We start from the raw sequence: 19,395 nt of genomic DNA on the forward strand, positions 1-19,395 counted from the left end.
GTTGGAAGATATTTTATAAACTATACTTAGACGTATGCAATAATCCACCGAAAGTAGAAATATTGTTATTTCACAGGACTATGAAAATTTCACTGAAAGTGCAGGTTGCGCCACTAATGCTTGCTCCCAAACTTATCTCTTGTTATTTTTCACTAATTAAGATATTATCTTTAATTTGTGAAAAATATCATTTATAAGTTATAAATCAAGCTTTTGATTTGTTTATCTATGTAAGTTTCGGATTTATTTGGTAACTCACCGAAGAAATAATAAATATTTTGTTCCCAAAAGTTATGAAAATATCCCTGAAGGATCTAATAGGTATGGAAATATTTCTATATTGCTATAAAAAATATGATCGCAAACATCTGTTAAAAGGTTAATATTTAAAGGATAAGCTAATAGGAGATTATGAACTAAAATGAAATATAATTCTTAAACAAGGAAAAGTATGTAATACAAGCTATGGATGCTACTTTTACTAGTATTTTTATAGGTTATAAATTATCATACTGGTTAATATATTACTGCCAAGCAAAATTTATATTAATTAAGGGAGGTAGATGCATATGTCATCAAATAATAGTGGAAGAAATAGAACATTAGTACCAGAAGCAAAACAAGGATTAAACAGATTAAAAACTGAGGTTGCTTCAGAAGTTGGATTAAGCAATTATGAAAGCATGGATAAAGGAAACCTTTCTTCAAGACAAAATGGATATGTTGGCGGATATATGGTAAAACATATGATCGAAGATTACGAACAAGGTCTTAAGTAATAAGTATAAGACCAAGAGAATAAAAATAGTTGTTTAAGATATAAAGCGAAATTTTATATCTTAAACAACAAGACCTAAAAGATTTAATCAATAAATCTTTTAGGTCTATTTTTTACTATAATATACTTGCCTTTATTTAAATTAATACAGAATTTAGATTGGATATACTTATGAGCGTATTAATAATATTGAGGATAAAATAATTATCAATATATTTTAAAGAAATAAAAATGGCCATAAATTCCAAGCATTAAAGCCGTTTCCGTAATTACCGTAATTCATTCCATAGTTGCCATAGTTCATGCCACAATTTCCAAAGTTCAAACCACAGTTTCCACCGCAATTACCATAGTTCATACCGTAATTTCCATAATTCATACCATAATTACCATATCCGTAATTGTTATTATAGCAAGGCTTGCAAGATTTTTTGCAACACTTTTTCATAGCCCATTTCTCCTTTGTTAATCAAAATCATTTGTTATATTAATAATATATTAGGCAGTATTAAAAGTTGTTACATAATATTTAGGTAAAGCTTAATAAAATTCATTGTAATTTAAGATTTTAATTGATAATTCTAATTTAAATAAATTATTACTGTCTTCCAAGGAAATATCAAGTAAGCTTTGAATTTTATTAAAACGATAAAATAATGTGCTTCTATGTATATTTAATTTATTTGATGTATGATTGGCATTTCTATTACATTCTAAGTAAGTTTTTAGTGTTACAAATAATTCGGTTTTATTCTTCTCGTCGTATTTAATAAGCTTTTTTATTAGAGGGTTAACTAAGGTTGTTATATCAATTCTAGGTAAATCATTATTTTCTTTTGAACTTGCAGATATATGAATAAGATAATATTCAATGTAATCTTCAAAATAACTTATATTACTATGGATTTTCATATATGATGATAGCTTTAAAGCGCATATTGATTGCTTAAAGTAATCTTTTATATCCAATAAATTATTAAAATTAATACTAGCTCCACATCTTAAGTTGTTCAGTTTTAAAAATTCTAATAGATTTTCTTTTATGTACTCACTTATAATTTGTTCATTATCACTGCTAATAAGAAAAATAATTGTATCTTTATAATAAGTTGAAATACAATTTCCAAGTATACCTTTAAGTCTTTGAATTAAGTCTCTTAATCCAAAGTTATGTCTATAATCCTCATATTTCTGTTTGAAGGGTATTGAAAGGATTAAATTGTATTTACTTAAAGTAAAGCTACTATATTTTAAGCGTTCACTGGCATATTCCAAATTATCTATATCATTTACTAATAAATCCATCAAATAATATTCTTCATCTAGACCTGAGTTACTTATAAATAGATTATCTTTTTGTATTTGAATAGAAAGTAAATTGGATAATATATTTGTTAGTTCCAAATCTTCATCTTGAAAATCACGATCACGTTGAAGAACACTTATATATCCTATTGAAATTCCATTAACTTTAATAGAGCAAAATATTAAATTTTCATCAGAATAATGAAAAAATGAATTATTTGTTTTGTAAATAGTGTCCATGCATTTATTTTCTTTCATTAAACTAATGATACCTGATAATAAATAATCTTCACCATTATGGGTTTCGATGCTTGAATTTTCACACTTAGCTAGATTAGAACGAGTGATGAGTCGATAGCTGGTATCTAAAATAAAAATAGGATTTCCTAAAAAATTTTCGGCTATGCTAAGAATATCATCAATATTATTTTGAACAAATAAACTATTATAAAGTTCATATCTTTTCTTATATAAATCGTATTCCTTTTTCATTAATTTCTCCTTATTTCTCTTAAATTGAAAAAATGTCTAAACATTATAAACTTAAGAGTGTTATTTTAAGACTTATTTTTGATGAATGACATTTTCTATAATGCTAAAATTATGATAAATCGTTTGTTTTTGTAATTCAAAACTAATTATCTTATTAAATTATAATTAGAAAATGCAAAAGTATAAACTAATTTTAACAAAATATTAAGCTATTAAAAGGAGAAGTATTAATGAGTTTTACAGTATTAGGTATTACAGCGGGAAGAAAAGATTCAAATTCAGAAATCTTATTAAAGGAAGCATTACTTGCATGTCAGGAACAAGGTGCAGATGTTAAAATGATTAATTTAAGAGATTATAATATTATGGAATGTTCAGGGTGTACAGCTTGTACCCATGGAATGAGTAATGGAAAGAATGTTGGATGTACGTTAAGTAAAAAGGATGATAAGGAAGAAATTATGAAAGTGATGCTAAATGTAGATGCTATAATTGCAACAGCACCAACATATGACTTAATGCCAACAGCAACATTTTCAAAATTCATGCATAGAAATCTAGCATATGAATCAGCATTCTTAGAATTTATTGGTGCAATTGAACATAAAGATAGAGTTGCAGGTTTAATCGCAGTTGGAGGATCTACTCGTTCTTGGCAGTCAATGGCACTTGAGAGCATGCAGGCTACATGTTTTACAAATGATTTTAAAGTAGTTGATATGTATTTAGCAACAAGGGTTCCGGCACCAAAACAGTGCTTATTACATGATGATATGATAGAACGTGCTCATAAAATGGGTGAAAATATAATGAAATCATTAAATACTCCAGTAGAAGAAAGAACTTGGCTTGGAGAAGAAGGTATGGGATGGTGCCCACATTGCCATTCAAATGCATTAATTCTTGGAGAAGTGCAATGGGACGGGCTACATTACCCAGTTGAATGTCAAGTTTGCGGTGCTGGTGGAAACTTAGAAAAGACAGAAGACGGAAAATGGAAATTTGTTATACAAGAAAATGGATTAATTCGTGATCGTACATCTGTTGAAGGCAGAGGACATCATGTAAAGGAAATCATGCATACACAGGGTGGTTTCTATACAGACGAGAATTTGGCAGTTGTTAAAGAAAAATTTGCAAAATATAAGGAATTAAAGTTTCCTACAATTGAAATCAATAAATAATTAATTCCGTATTACTAGAGATATGTAGTTTAAAAAAATTATAGCATTGGGAAATGAATGATGTCATTTAATGGCGTTGTTCATTTTTTTATTTCGTAGAAAGTTGCATTAAAGTCAAGTACGAGGATAGTGTGGTTTGCTTACATAAATTATAAATAATGCAGATTAAGAGAAAATAAGAAAGAAAATGCATTCACATCTTGAAAAAATCATATTAAGTTTTAAGTAGAAATTTATCACATAAATTTTCCTGAACAGGATATTGAATATTATTCATTCTATTCTTTTCATAAATTACTTAAATTATTATACACAGTATTTCGTAAGTTATTCGACAGTTTTTATTAATGTGTCTTATATCCAACAAGCTTTTATAATATTGATGATTGAAATGAGAAATCCATCAAAATATAATATACACATGTCGACAAAACAATGACTATTAACGGAGGATGAATTTATGAGAAAAATATTAAAGCATCGTTTTAGTATATTGCTTATATGGATTATAGCCACAATAGTATTCGTAATTAATCAACCAAATTTTAATGAGGTACTAAGTCAGAAGGGTGGAGCTACTATAAGTGAAAACTCACCATCTGTAGTTGCTCAAGAAATGATAAATAAAATGGGTGATTCTAAGGGCGACTCATTGCTGTTAGTATTTAACAGCGATAAGGAACTCTCAGATGGTGATTTGAATAATATTGAACAGGGTATAGATAAATTAAATGAAAATAAAGAAAAATTGCAAATAAATGATATTATAGATCCATTCAGTAAGCCTGAAGCAAAAGATCAAATGATATCAAAAGATAATACAACTGTACTCGTATCAATTTCTTTTGAGAAAGGTGAAAGAGATAGCAATGCTGTAATACAAGATTTTAATAATGAAATCAAAGATGTTAAGGTAAATCATTATATCACAGGTTCACTTGCCATAAATAATGATTATCAAAATGAAGTAGCAAAGAGTGTTGATAAAAGTGCTGTAATAACTGTAGGATTTATATTAGTTGTACTAGTGCTTATGTTTCGTTCAGTTGTTACACCTTTAGTAACTCTTCTAGCAGTTGGGTTATCCTATGTATCGTCAATGGGTATTATAGGTGTGCTAGTTAATAAATTTAATTTTCCTATTACAAGTTTCACTCAAATGTTCATATGTTTAGTACTTTTTGGAATTGGAACAGATTATCATATACTTTTACTTAATAGATTTAAAGAAGAGTTATCTAATGGATTAACTATAGATGAAGCTATTATAAACAGTTATAAAACTTCAGGTAAGACAATATTATATAGCGGCTTAACAGTTTTAATGGCTTTTGCAAGTTTAACTTTTGTACAATTTTCTATATATAGATCAGCTAATGCTGTTGCTATAGGCATAGCTATTCTTTTAGTAGAAATGTTTACTTTTACTCCTATAGCTATGAAATTATTAGGTAGTAAGTTATTTTGGCCTTCTAAACAAGCAAGTGGTCATAAAGAAAGTGGTTTATGGGGAAGAATAACTTCAATGTCAGTTAGGCATCCAGTAGTTTCATTGTTAGTTGTTGCAGCAATACTTACTCCTGTAATAGCACTTAATGCAAATAAATTATCTTTTGATAATATTAAGGATTTAAGTGATTCAAATGAATCTGTAAAAGGCTTTAATATTATTACAGACAAGTTCAGTGCAGGAAAGGTTATGCAGACTACTGTTGTTTTAGAAAGCGATGAACCTTTGGACAATAATGAAGATTTAGCAGTTATAGATAATATTACTGAAAAGCTTAAAGGAGTAAAGGGAATAAAAGAAGTATCAGGACCAACTCAGCCTATGGGAACTATAATAGATAATTTTTATACAAATAAGCAGACAGATACTGTAGTGAATGGATTATCTAGTGCAAATGATGGGATTGGAAAGGTTAAGGATGGATTAAACAAGATGGATAACAGTCTATCAGCTCCAGATTTTTCATCAGTTAAAAATCTATCTGAAGGTACTGGTAATCTTGAAGGTGGAATGGATGCAATAACTAATGGATTAGTAAAAATCAATGATGGAATTGCACAAGGAGCAAATGGTGCAGATAACCTAGCATCAGGTATAGGGCAGCTTAAATCAGGCTTAGCTCAAATAAATGGTGGACTTAATAATATTTCAAGCAAAATCACAGAAATAAACAATGGATATAATACACTTGGAGAAGGATACAAGTCCCTAGAGACATCTATAAGTCAATTAAAGCAGATGTCATCAATGATGCAAGGAAGTATCGCAAAAGTTGATGAAAAATTACCAAATGATCCAGATGTAGCAGCACTTAAAGAGATGATTAACAAATTAGGTTCTTCACTAGATAGCATTACTTCAGCAATGAATACTGCTAATAATAACTACGATAAACTTACTTCTGGCTTAAATCAGGTCAATGATGGTTTAAAAACAGTTATTGCTAGTACAAGCTCAGATTCAGAGTTTGCAAAAGGTATTAATGAACTTGAAAATGGTGCTAAAGCACTTTCTAATGGATTAAAACAAGGTAGTGCTGGACAAGAACAAGTTATTTCAAGTATGTCACAACTAAGAAATGGTGCTGATAAAATTAAAACAGGACAAGATTCCTTATACAATGGATTAAATAATCTTAGTGGAGGAATGACAAAACTAAAGGATGGATTAAACGGAAGCAGTAATGGATTGTCTAGTATATCAAATGGAATTGATAAGAGTAACGATTTTTTAAATCAGCTTACTAATACAAAAAGTTTTTATATACCAGATGAAGCTTTTAGTAATTCAGATATAAGTAAAATGTTTGATGCATATATGTCTAAAGATAGAAAAATAGCTAAGTTAACTATAACTTTAGATTCAGAGCCATATTCTGATTCTTCAATTAATCTTATAGATAATATAAGTACTGTAGTTCAAAATAATCTTAGTGGTACAAAGCTTTCTAATGTAAAATATGGAGTTGCAGGGGCAACAGCTAATTCTAATGATTTAAGTAATGTTGCAACACATGATATAACTTTTACTCAAATAATAGTATTAGGGGCTATATTTATATTACTGGTTATCGTAATAAAATCATTTTGGATTCCAGTTTATATAGTAGGTTCACTTGGAGTGGCTTATTATGCAGCTTTATCATCAACAGCTTTTATATCAAAAATGTTATTTAGCAGTGCAGCAGAAGGGTTGTCTTGGAATGTTCCTTTCTTCTCATTTATAATGATAGCTGCACTTGGTGTTGATTATAGTATATTCTTGATGATGCGCTTTAAGGAATATCCAAATATTTCTGCAAAAGAAGCTATAGTTTTAGCATCAAGAAAAATAGGTGGAGTAGTAATGTCAGCAGCTATTATTTTAGCTGGAACTTTCGCTACCTTATATCCTTCAAATATTGTTATATTAATGGAACTCGCAATAGCTGTTGTCATAGGATTATTCCTATTAGCTTTTGTTTTACTTCCAATAGCAATACCAGCGCTTATGTCACTATCAGAAGATATTTCAAAAAAATCGAATACTAAAATGAAAGAAATTGCACAAGCAATGAAAAATAATAATTATATAGAAGAAATATAGATTTAATCAAAATAAAGGTGCCGAAAAAATTGAGGCACCTTTATTTTTGCATTGTACCAAGTATACACTATAGAGATATAGGTATGCTTCGATGATTTGGATAGAGAGAGTCTAAAGATAACATGAAGTTAAAACATTTCTATTATAATAGCAGCTAAATCTTTAGGTGGAACATTTATATCATCATTAAGCCACTGTTGCACAACTCCAATAAACCCTGAGATTGTATAAGGAATGTAATAATAGGCTTTTGTCTTAGAAAATGAACTGTTTACTGGTAAATTAGCATATTTTATAAAGTTCTTGAATTTTTCTATAAAAGCATAATCTCCATCATGGCCAAGTAATATTTTAAACATATCTGCATTGGTTTTTATGAATTCAAGTAAATAAGTTAAAAATGATAATAAATTATCATAGGAGGCTGTTTCTTCTGAAAATTTGTCATAAGCCTCAGTAAAATCATTGAATAATCCTGTTTCGATTTTTTCTAACATATCATATATATCATTGTAATAAAGATAGAAAGTTGATCTGTTAACATCAGCCAAGTCAGTAAGTTCTTTAACAGTAATCTTATTTATTTTCTTTTCAGACATAAGTTTTGTTAAGGCTTCTATTAAAACTTTCTTAGTTTTTCGTGTACGTCTATCTACTTTATTTTGCTCCATAATAAAAAACCTCCAAGTAAGCAGTTATGATTAGTACATGTCAAATAAATTAATCATTATATATTAAGTAGTTTGGCTATAATTACAAAAAGTATTAATAAATCCTAATTGAAATAGATAATTGTAATAGAATTGTATAAAGTCAGTGCTTTAAATTGATTATAATTTTAAGTATAATACTTTAAGGAGTACTAAGGTTAAAATTAAAATAGGATTATCCTAATTTAAAGAAATGGAGAGAAGTAATGACAGATTACCATAAGTTATTAGGCATAGAAAAGAATGCATCCAAAGAAGAGATAAAAAAGGCCTATGAAATGCAAGTAGAGAAAATAAAAAAAGAAGTGGTTAATGAAAAAAGACTTAATCAATTTTTAAAGATATTTGATGAGGCTTATGAAGCTTTAATCAGCTTAGAGGAAAATCAATCGGTTAAAGAAAATTTAACAGTAGCTATAAATCCAAAAGAAATACAAAAAGAAAAAGATTATAGTAATGAAGATGAAGCTTATACAAGTAGGCGTAATTCTAAAAGTAAAGCAAAAAGTTCTGGAGGGAAAAGTAATAATCTAAAGAGAAAAGAAACTTCAAGAAATAAAGAGAGAAAAAATAGATTAAACGATGATAAAGAAGAAAAAGGAAGAAAACAAAGAGCAGCCGAAAAGAAATCGCAAAATGATACTAAAAAGGCATTTAATTTGGTTATGCTACCATTTAAGATATTGGTGTTCCCATTTATAGTTGTGTTATCAGTAATAATAGCAGTATTACAGGTTATAAACATAATTTCGTGGATAGCAACTAAAGTATTAATCGTTGGATCTATATCTGTGGGAGCCATACACTTATATCAGGTTAAAATGGGACAAGCGATAAATTATAATATATTAATTTTGGCTGGTGCAGTATTAGTAGCATCATTTTTCTTACCATACATCTTAAAGTTATTATTAAAAGTTTTACAAACAATAAATGATGTATTAAAAGGCTTTGTTTTTTAGGATACATAAAGGAGTTATTAAATGAAATACTATTTAGCACCCATGGAGGGAATTACTGAATACATATATAGAAATTCTTATGAAAAGTTTTTTGGAAACGTGGATAAATACTTTACACCTTTTATCGTCCCAAATGAAAGTAGAAGTCTTAAGACTAAGGAGCTTGTAGATGTCCTGCCTGAAAACAACAAAGGCATGAATATAGTACCTCAAATACTTACTAACGATGCAGAAGGATTCATTAATACTTCTAGAAAATTACAACAACTAGGTTATAGCGAAGTTAACTTAAATTTAGGATGTCCTGCTAAGACTGTTGTCTCAAAGAATAGAGGCTCAGGATTTTTGGCAAAAAGGGAAGAACTAGACTCATTTCTAGATGAAATATTCAAGATGGATGATATGAAAATTTCTATAAAAACTAGAATAGGAAAAGATAATCCAGAAGAATTTTATGAGTTAATAAAAATTTATAATAAATATCCTTTGGAAGAGTTAATTATTCATCCTAGAACACAAAAAGACTTTTATGGAAATAAACCTAATTTAAATGTATTTAGAGATGCCTTATCACTAAGTAATAACCCAGTATGCTACAATGGAGATATTTTCACAATTAATGATTATAATAAATTAGTAGCGGATTTTCCTGAGGTAAATACAGTAATGCTAGGAAGAGGCATACTTGCTATCCAGGGTTGATTAACATAATAAAAAATGATATTAATATAAGCAAAAATATATTAAAAGATTTCCATGATGAAATTTTAAATAGATATATAAAGGTGTTTCCAGAAGATATATATGCAATAAATAGAATGAAGGAACTATTTGGATATATGATCTACATATTTTCGGATAATAAAGAATACGCTAAAAAAATAAGAAGTGCACAAAAGTTAAGCGATTATACTGAAGCTGTGCAAAGTTTATTTACAGAGCAAGAAATTATAAAAGAAGCTGGATTGTTTTATAATAAGAAATAAAAAAATCGGAGGCGACTGTGGTTAAGTTCCGTATTGTGCTTTACACTCTTTTCATAGGTGTAGATTTTTTTCACGCATCTGCCTTTTCGAACGCATGTGAGAAAAACTTGGCAGGCGAATATGATTTATTTTTTTATTCTTTATATAGTAATTAACCCAGGTAAAATAGACTACTATAAAAGTTATTCACAAATTTAATTGTATTATAATTTCCTAAAGAATAAAAAATAAGACCTGATTTTAATAATAATATTAGAATCAGGTCTTATTTAATTGGGCAGAAAATTAAAAGATATTCTAAAATAGATACGTATATAGTATTGATATTTAATCTGAAATTTATTCAAAAACATATATTGACAATTAAGGATTACAGTTGTATTCTAATTATAGATTACAATTGTAATACAAAAAGAGGAGTGAAAGTTATGGGAGAAATACCTAAGATATCTGAGGCTGAATGGGAAGTTATGAAAATTGTCTGGACAGATTCACCACGTACATCAAATCAAATTATTGAGGCATTAGAAGATACAAAAGATTGGAAGCCTAAAACAATAAAGACATTAATAAGCAGACTAGTTAGCAAAAATGCACTTGGATTTAAAGAAGAAGGCAGAAAATACTTATATTATCCAATTGTAAATGAAAATGAATGCATACGTGCAGAGAATCAAACATTTTTAAGTAAAGTTTATAATGGAGCTATCAAAAATATGCTAGTAAGTTTTATAAAAGAAAGTGATTTAAGCAAAGAGGATATAGATGATCTTAAAAGGATATTAGACGAGAGGAATAAGTAGTGTATGTACGAGTATTTTAATTATCTTGATCAGCTATTTAAAATAATATTTCAAACATCTATCACTGGCAGCATATTGATTTGTTTCATTTTAATTTTTAGAAGATTTTACAAAGAGAGAATAGGTATAAAGTTTCAGTATGCATTATGGTTTTTAGTAATACTGCGTTTAACCATATTTAAGCTTCCTGAGAGCACTTTAAGCATGTTTAATCTTATAAATAAATTAGGAAAAAATATATTGTTATTAATTTCCAACAGGGAAGTACATTTTGGAAGTATGTTAGAAAATGGTAGCAGCCAAGCTAGTTCTATGTCTAATCATGATGTTATCCTAGGAACTATAAATTCTATTGATTTTAGCAATAACGAAATTAATGGGTATAGTTTATCAAGTTTAACTATATTGAGTTTTATATGGCTTATGGGCACAGTGTTTATACTCTCATATATCATGTTTGCATATAAAAGATTGAGAAATAAAATAAGCAGCGAGTGCATGCAAAGTAACATCGAATTTTTAGATGTTTTAAAATACTGCCAAAATAAAATGAAAATTAAAAGAGATATACTGCTAGTTGAGACTTCTAGCGTAAAGACACCAGCGCTACTGGGTTACTTTAATCCAATGATTCTAATTCCAACAGATATTCATAAGATAATATCTGTTGATAAATTAAGATATGTATTTCTTCATGAATTATCTCACTTTAAACGTAAAGATATAGTTATAAACTGGATAATAATTTTTTTAAAGACTATTTATTGGTTTAATCCAATTATTCATTATGGTCTTAGAAAGATGAAAGAGGATATGGAAATATGCTGTGATTCACTTGCACTTTCTTATACGGAAGATGAAGAAGTTGCGGAATATGGATTTACAATCATAAATTTGATAGAACATTTTTCAAAGTCAGTTCATTTAGTTGGGGCAACTTCCATAGTAAATAATAAATCTGAAGTAAAAAGGAGAATTGTTATGATAAAAGTTTTTAATAAAAAGGCCTATAGATTTTCTGCAATGGCAGTTGCATCTCTGCTTGTAATTAGCGGGATTGCGCTTACTGATGCAAAGGCATCTGCAAATATAAATGGAGCAAGTAATGCAGTAAATGTAGATAAAATTGATTATGCTTTTGTTAATGATCCTAATATAATAGGTGAGTGGCAAGGTGTAGATTTTGTTGAAAACATAGAAGATTTCAATGTAAATGATAAGAAATTCAAAGGTGATCTATATGTTAAAGAATTAAACTTTACAGAAGATGGGAAGGTAGCAAAAACTGTATTTACCTGGACTAAGGACCACATTCTTAATGATGCTGATAAAACTGATAGTAGTTATGTAATCAAAGATATTGATGGTTCAACTTATATGTTCTTTCAATGGAAGAGCGGGGATTATACAATTAGAGGAGAGAAACCTAGCTACTACGTATTGAAAAAAATTAGTTCTACCCCATCACTTAATACTAATATATCTGGAAATGAAGTTGAAACGAGAGCTGATAAAGTTGACTACCCTTTTATTAATGATTCTGAAGTAATTGGAAAATGGGATAGCGTTGATTTTGTCCAGGATATAAATAACTTTAATCCAGAGAGAAAGTCATGGAATGGAGATTTATATTTAAATAATTTAATCTTTGATGAAAATGGTAAAATAGAGAATAAAAATATAACTTGGACAAAAGACCTGGTTCTAAATACTAGCGATAAAACTGCTTCTAAATATATAATAAAAGAAATAAACGGTTCAAAGTATATGTTCTTTGAATGGAAAAATGGTGATTATATAGAAAGAGGAGCAACTCCTTGGTACTATGTTTTGAAGCAAGCTAAATAATAAAACAGAATAACATTAAAAAAATAGTCGTTCGCATAGATATCCAACTTTAAAATTAGATTTATGTGGTAACTTACCGAAATCATAAATATTTTGTTCCGAAAAGCTATGAAAATATCGCTGAAGATTCTAAGCAGCAGATTTCACCACTTTAGCATGCTCCCGCTTTCAGCGTGACAAGCTAAAGTGGAACAATCTACAACTAAGAATCTTAGCAGCTCATTTTCAAATGTTTTCTACACAAATATATTTATGATTTCTAATTAAGATAACCAATTATATATAGTGAATTATGTTCACATAATAAGTCTAAAATTAGTGCTGTTCATCTATAGAATGGCTATTTTTTATGTGAAAATTTCTTAATATTTACAATGTAAAAATGTAGTATCATATTATTAGAATTTATGGAAAAGTTACAGCAACAGAAGAGTCATGGAGTATGATGGAAAAGATTTATTGTTTTTTTTAATTTTACGGGAACATTTTTGTTTTCTGCCCCATCTAATTATTGTAATACTTAGCTAGGTAGTATAAATTAAGGAGGAAAAAGATGGAGTTGATATCATTTTTTGATTATAGGAAAAAGTCAACAGTATCTAAAGCGAAGAAAGGCGACAAAGAAGCTTTTTTAGCTCTTATAGATGAAAATAGATTGAATATTTACAGAGTAGCCAGAGGGATTTTAAAGGATACAGTGGATATTGAAGATGCGATTCAAAATACAATAATAAAATCATTTCAAAAGATAAATTCTCTGAAACAAGATGAGTACTTTAGAACTTGGTTGATTAAAATTTTAATTAATGAATGTACACAAATATTAAGAAAAGGTAAGAGAGTTACTTATTTATCTGAAAATAGCGATACAGAGATCTATAATGATAGTTATGAAAATATTGATTTGACAAAGGCTATAAATTCATTAAGCGAAGAGTTAAGAGTGACAACAGTACTATTTTATTTTGAGGATATGAGTACTAAAGATATTGCAAAATTGCTGAAAATTTCAGATGGAACAGTTAGATCTAGACTCACAAGGGCAAGAACAAAACTTAGAGAAATAATGGGCGAGGTGGAGATATGATAGAATTAAATGATGATTTATTTGATGATAAAATAAGGAAAAAGCTAAAGGATGAAATTAATTATGTACCAAATGATATTAATAAAAAGATTGATAGTACACTTAGCAAAATAAATAAGAAAAGATTTACTATAAAGAAAGCTTGCTGCATATTGGTAAGCTGTATAGGGGTAACACTATTACTTGGAATGGCCATGCCAACATATGCAAGCAATATTCCTATTATAGGAAATATATTTAAAATGTTTACCAACAAAACTTATGAAAATTATGATCAATATGCTTCAGATTTAAACATAACCAAGGAAAGTAGCGGCTTAAAGATGACTATTGATAAAGTGGTTTACGATGAAGTTCAATTATCAATATTTTATACTATCGAAAGTGAAGAGGAAATACAAGATACTCCAAGATTTCCAGGAGCAAAATTAAGAATAAATGGCAAAGAAACGACTTTTGGCGCAGGTGGAACAGGAAAGTTTATGAATGATAATAAAACCTTTGTAGGTTCTATAGAGTACAATGTGTTAAAACATAATTCAATGCCTAAGGAGTTTCAAAATAAACATTTCTTGGGTGGATATGTAGAGATACCGGATAAATTTGTGTTAAATTTAGATATAGATGAAATAGGACTAGAGAATCCTATTAAAGGAACTTGGAACTTTAATATTCCTGTAAGTAGTGAGAAGGTTAATGGGAAAGTGAATGAAAAGGAGTGTGATATAGATTTAAGTAATATAGTTAGTGGATATCATATAAACAAAATTATTACAACACCACTAAATACAGTGATACAAGGAACACGTATGGATGATGAAGAAAATGCTAATAGATTATCTTTTGCTGTATTTGATAATAAAGGAAGATATATTAAAAACAAGTCAGAAGAAGCAGTAGGTGATAAAGATAAAGATGGAAATTATATAATGTATTTCAGTAATGGTTTTAAAGAAATTTATGATGATACTGATTACCTGACATTTATACCATGGAAATATAAAAATAATGATAGCAATGAAACTGAGAATAATATTACTGAAAAACTAAATTTAAAAGGAGAAACAAAGTTATATTCCAGTGATGGAAAAGAATATATGACTATTACTAAAGTAAATACTGAAGATGGAAAAACAAAGATTTATTATAAATCAAAATATGGAGTCAATGCAGCACCAATTGAAATAGTAGATAATAAAACTGGTGAAAATATAATCTCATTTAATGAGGATTATATTTTTGAAGAACAAAAAGAAGCTACTACTTATAATGCAGATACTGATGAGTATGCAATTACTTGTGATAAGGAAATTAAAGATGGGGACTATTCTGTTAAAACCATAGATAAATCAAAATCTATCGAAGTTTATGGTGATGAAAAATTCACAATAAAAATTAAATAGTAGATTATATATATTGGGAAAATAATTCTTCATAATAATTCTAAAAATATTGCTAGAATTTTAGCTGTAATAGTGAATTGTAAAATGTGCATTGTGAATTGAAACTATATTTTTGAAGGTGTCTCTTAGGCTTATAGAAGAGGCACCTTCATTTTTTTAGAGATAGGAGATTTAGGATTGCCGTGGATATTACTTATTTTATTTTAATAAAATATCAAAATAATTGGACTCTTTATGGCAAATCATTTAAAATTGATATAAGAAAATATAGGTTTATTTTTATTAGTGTGTATTTTAGGGCTTACTTAAGTATAGAAGAAAATTACATAAATTTTTGATACTAATAAAAACCTATTAGATTTTTTATATAAAACAATTTGGGGAGGAAACTTGATGAATTTACAAATTAAAGAGTTATTAGAAAAAAGAATACTAGTACTAGATGGGGCTATGGGGACTTGTATTCAGAATTATAAATTAGAGGAAAAAGATTATAGGGGCAATCTAAACATTTCTTGTAATCAAAAGGGAAATAATGATATTTTAAATCTCACTAATCCTAATATAATAAGAGAAATTCATGAAGCCTATTTGGAGTCTGGTGCAGATATAATTGAAACTAACACATTTAATAGTACGAGTATATCTCAAAAAGACTACGAAATGGAAGATAAAATATATGAACTTAATTTTGAAGGTGCAAAGCTTGCAAAAGAAGCTGCAGATAAATTTACAGCAGAAAATCCAGATAAACCGCGTTTTGTAGCAGGATCACTTGGACCTACAAATAAAACTGCATCTTTATCACCTGATGTTGAAAATCCAGGTTATAGAAATATAAGTTTTGATGAATTAGTTGAAGCTTATAAAGAACAAGTTTTAGGGCTTATAGATGGAGGAGTAGATTTAATTCTTATAGAAACAATTTTTGATGCATTAAATGCAAGAGCTGCTCTTATGGGAGCAAAGTCTGCATTTTTAGAAAAAGGCAAGGACTTACCTGTAATAATATCTGGTACTATTGCAGACAAAAGTGGAAGAATTCTTTCAGGTCAGACTTTAGAAGCTTTTGCAAATACTATGGTAGATGAAAGTATAATTGCAATAGGTCTTAATTGTTCTTTTGGAGCAAAAGATTTGATACCATTTGTAAAATATCTTTCAAAAACTCAAAATAGATACATAAGTGTTTACCCTAATGCAGGACTTCCAAATTCTTTTGGGGAATATGATGAAAAGCCAGAAGAAACTGCAGCTTTAATAAAAAGTTTAGCAGAGGACGGATGCCTTAATATTGTAGGTGGATGTTGTGGTACAACACCAGACCATATAAAAGCAGTAAGTGAAGCTATAAAAGACATTTCACCTAGAAAGATACCAGACATTGAAACTGAAACAGTTTATTGTGGTTTAGAAGCTCTTAGAGCAAATAAGGAAAATAACTTTATTAATATTGGTGAAAGAACAAACGTAGCAGGTTCAGCAAAATTTGCAAGATTAATTAGAGAAAAGAATTATGAAGAAGCTTTATCTATAGCTAAAGATCAAGTTGAAAATGGAGCGCAAATAGTTGATATTAACTTCGATGATGCTCTCTTAGATGCAAAAGAAGAGATGGATAAATTCTTAAAGCTTTTAGCAAGCGAACCTGAAATTTCTAAAGTTCCAGTAATGATAGATTCTTCTAAGTTTGAGGTTCTTGTAACTGGACTTAAAGCCATTCAAGGAAAGCCAATAGTAAATTCCATAAGCCTTAAGGTAGGGGAAGAAGAATTTAAGAGACAGGCGTCTATTATAAGAGATTTTGGAGCAGCTGTTGTAGTTATGGCTTTTGATGAAAATGGGCAGGCAGATTCCTATGAAAAGAAGATAAGTATTTGTAAAAGAGCTTATGATATTTTAGTAAATGAAGTTAATTTCCCTCCAGAAAATATAGTATTTGACCCTAATATCTTAACAATTGCTACAGGAATAGAAGAGCATAATAATTATGCGGTAGATTTTATTAATGCAACTAAATGGATAAAAGAAAATTTACCTTATGCAAAAGTAAGCGGTGGTGTAAGTAATCTTTCATTTGCATTTAGAGGTAACAATGTAATAAGAGAAGCTATGCATTCAGTATTTTTATATCATGCCATAAAGAATGGTATGGATATGGGGATCGTAAACCCTGGAATGATACAAATTTATGATGAAATTGATAAAGGCTTACTTGAAAAAGTGGAAGCAGTTATTTTCAATAAAAGTGAAAATGCAGCAGATGAACTTTTAGAATTTGCATCTAACTTCAATAAGATAGACAATAAGTTAGAAGAAAACAAGGAAGCCTGGAGAAATGACAATGTCAAAGAGAGATTAAAAACTGCTTTAGTAAAAGGCATAGACAAATATATTAAAGAAGATGTAGAAGAGGTAAGAACAGAATATAGCAAGTCCTTAGAAGTAATAGAAGGACCTCTTATGGATGGAATGAATGAAGTAGGTAAGCTTTTTGGTGATGGTAAGATGTTCTTACCTCAGGTTGTAAAAAGTGCTAGAGTTATGAAAAAGGCTGTAGAAGTTTTAAGACCATATTTAGAAGAGGAAAAAAGTAGCAGTGGAAGCATTAGTGCTGGAAAAGTAGTTTTTGCAACTGTAAAAGGTGATGTTCACGATATAGGTAAAAATATTGTGTCAGTAGTGCTTTCTTGTAATAACTTTGAAGTTATTGATCTTGGAGTAATGGTTCCTACTGAAGTTATTTTAGAGACAGCTAAGAAAGAAAATTCAGATATTGTTGCTCTAAGCGGCCTTATAACTCCATCTTTAGAGGAAATGGCAAACGTAGCAGAAGAGATGGAAAAGCAAGGATTTAAAATTCCACTTATGGTTGGCGGAGCTACAACATCAAAGGCTCATACAGCAATTAAAATTGCACCTAAGTATTCTGGTGGAGTAATTCATACAACTGATGCGTCAAAAGCTGTTGAAGCTGCTAAACTTCTTTTAAATAAGGATAAAAAAGCAGAATATCTTAATAAGATAGAATCAGAATATGAAACTTTAAGAGAAACATTTAACAAAGTACCTAGAAAATTTGTCACTTTAGATTATGCAAAGGAAAATAATTTCAAGAAAGAATGGGATAAAGAGCAAATCGAGAAGCCTAAAATGTTAGGTATAAAGAAATTTATTGATTTTCCTATAGGGAAATTAAGAAAATATATAGATTGGAGCTTTTTCTTCATTGCTTGGGATATGGGAATGACATATCCACAAATCCTTGAAGATGCAAAATACGGTGAAGAGGCTAAGAAATTATTAGCTGATGCTGAAAAAATGCTTGATAAAATGGAGCGTGAAAATATTTTAAAAGCAAATGCAGCCTTTGGTCTCTTCGAAGCTAATTCTGTAGGGGATAATATTGAAGTCTATAATGATTCTGAAATGATTAACTTTAATCTTTTAAGGCAGCAAGAAGTGAAAAAAGATAACACATATATGTGCTTATCTGATTTCATAGCTCCTAAAGATACTGGAATAAAGGATTATATAGGTGCTTTCATAACAACAGGAGGAATAGGCGCAAAAGAATACGCAGATAAGCTTAAAGCCTCTGGTGATGATTATGGTGCAACAATGGTTATTTTACTTGCAGATAGGCTTGCAGAAGCCTTTGCAGAATATGTTCATGAAAAAGTGAGAAAAGAATATTGGGCATATTCGCCAGATGAGAATTTATCCATCGAAGAAATATTTAAATGTAAGTATAGAGGAATAAGACCTGCAATTGGCTATCCTTCACTTAGAGATCATTCAGAAAAAGTTAAATTATTTAACTTACTTGATAAAGAAGGAGAACTTAATGTAAAACTTACTGAAAGTTATATGATGTCACCTACGGCAAGTACCTGTGGTCTTTACTTTGGAAATAAAGATGCCAAGTACTTTGACATTAATAAAATAGATCAGGATCAGTTTAACGATTATGCTCAAAGGAATGGCAGAGATAAAGGTGAGCTTAAAAAGCTTATGTATACAATTATAGATTAGGGGTTCTTCTTAGTAAAAGACAGGATATATTTTAATTTAAAAATATAATTATGTAGATTTTTATTTTATAACAGCAGTTTAGTGTGTCAGTATGGGATGACATGTTAAACTGCTTTTTCCAACATGTGCATAAGTATAACTTATTTTAAAATTCTACAGGAAGTAAATATTATCATATGGCTGCAAGTGATTATAAATCTGAAAGTA

The 19,395-nt window shown here is 29.0% G+C and carries 12 protein-coding genes and 1 pseudogene; 10 read left to right on the forward strand and 3 right to left on the reverse strand.

Going from position 1 to position 19,395, the window contains the following annotated elements:
- Positions 1-569: 569 nt before the first annotated feature.
- Positions 570-779 carry an alpha/beta-type small acid-soluble spore protein gene (locus L1S46_RS07040; protein ID WP_023974968.1) on the forward strand — a complete coding sequence of 70 codons (210 nt, stop codon included), beginning with the start codon at positions 570-572 and terminating at the stop codon, positions 777-779.
- Positions 780-995: 216 nt separating this feature from the next.
- Here L1S46_RS07040 and L1S46_RS07045 read toward each other — a convergent pair whose 3' ends face one another.
- Positions 996-1,226, reverse strand: coding sequence for a hypothetical protein (locus L1S46_RS07045; RefSeq protein WP_023974967.1), 231 nt, complete (start codon positions 1,224-1,226; stop codon positions 996-998).
- A 92-nt stretch (positions 1,227-1,318) separates the two neighbouring features.
- Positions 1,319-2,575, reverse strand: coding sequence for a helix-turn-helix domain-containing protein (locus L1S46_RS07050; protein ID WP_238899624.1), 1,257 nt, complete (start codon positions 2,573-2,575; stop codon positions 1,319-1,321).
- A gap of 230 nt (positions 2,576-2,805) precedes the next feature.
- Between L1S46_RS07050 and L1S46_RS07055 the strand changes: the two genes are divergently transcribed.
- Both L1S46_RS07055 and L1S46_RS07060 read left to right on the forward strand, forming a co-directional pair.
- A complete protein-coding gene (locus tag L1S46_RS07055; RefSeq protein WP_238899625.1) occupies positions 2,806-3,759 on the forward strand; it encodes a flavodoxin family protein in 954 nt (317 codons plus the stop codon).
- A gap of 460 nt (positions 3,760-4,219) precedes the next feature.
- A complete protein-coding gene (locus tag L1S46_RS07060; RefSeq protein WP_238899626.1) occupies positions 4,220-7,354 on the forward strand; it encodes an MMPL family transporter in 3,135 nt (1,044 codons plus the stop codon).
- A gap of 128 nt (positions 7,355-7,482) precedes the next feature.
- On the opposite strand, the gene L1S46_RS07065 is transcribed toward L1S46_RS07060, so the two are convergent.
- Positions 7,483-8,025 (reverse strand): TetR-like C-terminal domain-containing protein, encoded by a 543-nt coding sequence (locus tag L1S46_RS07065; protein WP_238899627.1) that lies wholly within the window; start codon positions 8,023-8,025, stop codon positions 7,483-7,485.
- Positions 8,026-8,270: 245 nt separating this feature from the next.
- Here L1S46_RS07065 and L1S46_RS07070 point away from each other — a divergent pair, with 245 nt between their 5' ends.
- The 7 genes and pseudogenes from L1S46_RS07070 (at position 8,271) to metH (ending at position 19,188) form a co-directional block, all read left to right on the forward strand.
- Positions 8,271-9,026: a molecular chaperone DnaJ gene (locus L1S46_RS07070; protein WP_238899628.1), complete on the forward strand. Its 756-nt coding sequence runs from the start codon at positions 8,271-8,273 to the stop codon at positions 9,024-9,026.
- 21 nt (positions 9,027-9,047) lie between these two features.
- A pseudogene (locus L1S46_RS07075) lies at positions 9,048-10,012 on the forward strand (tRNA-dihydrouridine synthase family protein).
- A 428-nt stretch (positions 10,013-10,440) separates the two neighbouring features.
- Positions 10,441-10,815 (forward strand): CopY/TcrY family copper transport repressor, encoded by a 375-nt coding sequence (locus L1S46_RS07080; protein ID WP_009170362.1) that lies wholly within the window; start codon positions 10,441-10,443, stop codon positions 10,813-10,815.
- A gap of 3 nt (positions 10,816-10,818) precedes the next feature.
- The gene (locus L1S46_RS07085) at positions 10,819-12,663 is read left to right on the forward strand and encodes a M56 family metallopeptidase (RefSeq protein WP_238899629.1); all 1,845 of its coding nucleotides are present in this window, start codon (positions 10,819-10,821) and stop codon (positions 12,661-12,663) included.
- Between the two features lie 553 nt (positions 12,664-13,216).
- Positions 13,217-13,750, forward strand: a complete 534-nt coding sequence (locus L1S46_RS07090; protein ID WP_017213135.1) for a sigma-70 family RNA polymerase sigma factor — start codon at positions 13,217-13,219, stop codon at positions 13,748-13,750.
- Positions 13,747-15,153 carry a DUF4179 domain-containing protein gene (locus L1S46_RS07095; RefSeq protein ID WP_238899630.1) on the forward strand — a complete coding sequence of 469 codons (1,407 nt, stop codon included), beginning with the start codon at positions 13,747-13,749 and terminating at the stop codon, positions 15,151-15,153. The genes L1S46_RS07090 and L1S46_RS07095 overlap by 4 nt, the downstream gene beginning before the upstream one ends.
- A 393-nt stretch (positions 15,154-15,546) precedes the next feature.
- The gene (gene metH, locus L1S46_RS07100) at positions 15,547-19,188 is read left to right on the forward strand and encodes a methionine synthase (protein WP_238899631.1); all 3,642 of its coding nucleotides are present in this window, start codon (positions 15,547-15,549) and stop codon (positions 19,186-19,188) included.
- The last annotated feature ends 207 nt before the right edge of the window (positions 19,189-19,395 follow it).

Origin of the sequence: Clostridium sp. YIM B02500 (assembly GCF_022324665.1) — a bacterium.
Classification (GTDB): domain Bacteria; phylum Bacillota; class Clostridia; order Clostridiales; family Clostridiaceae; genus Clostridium; species Clostridium beijerinckii.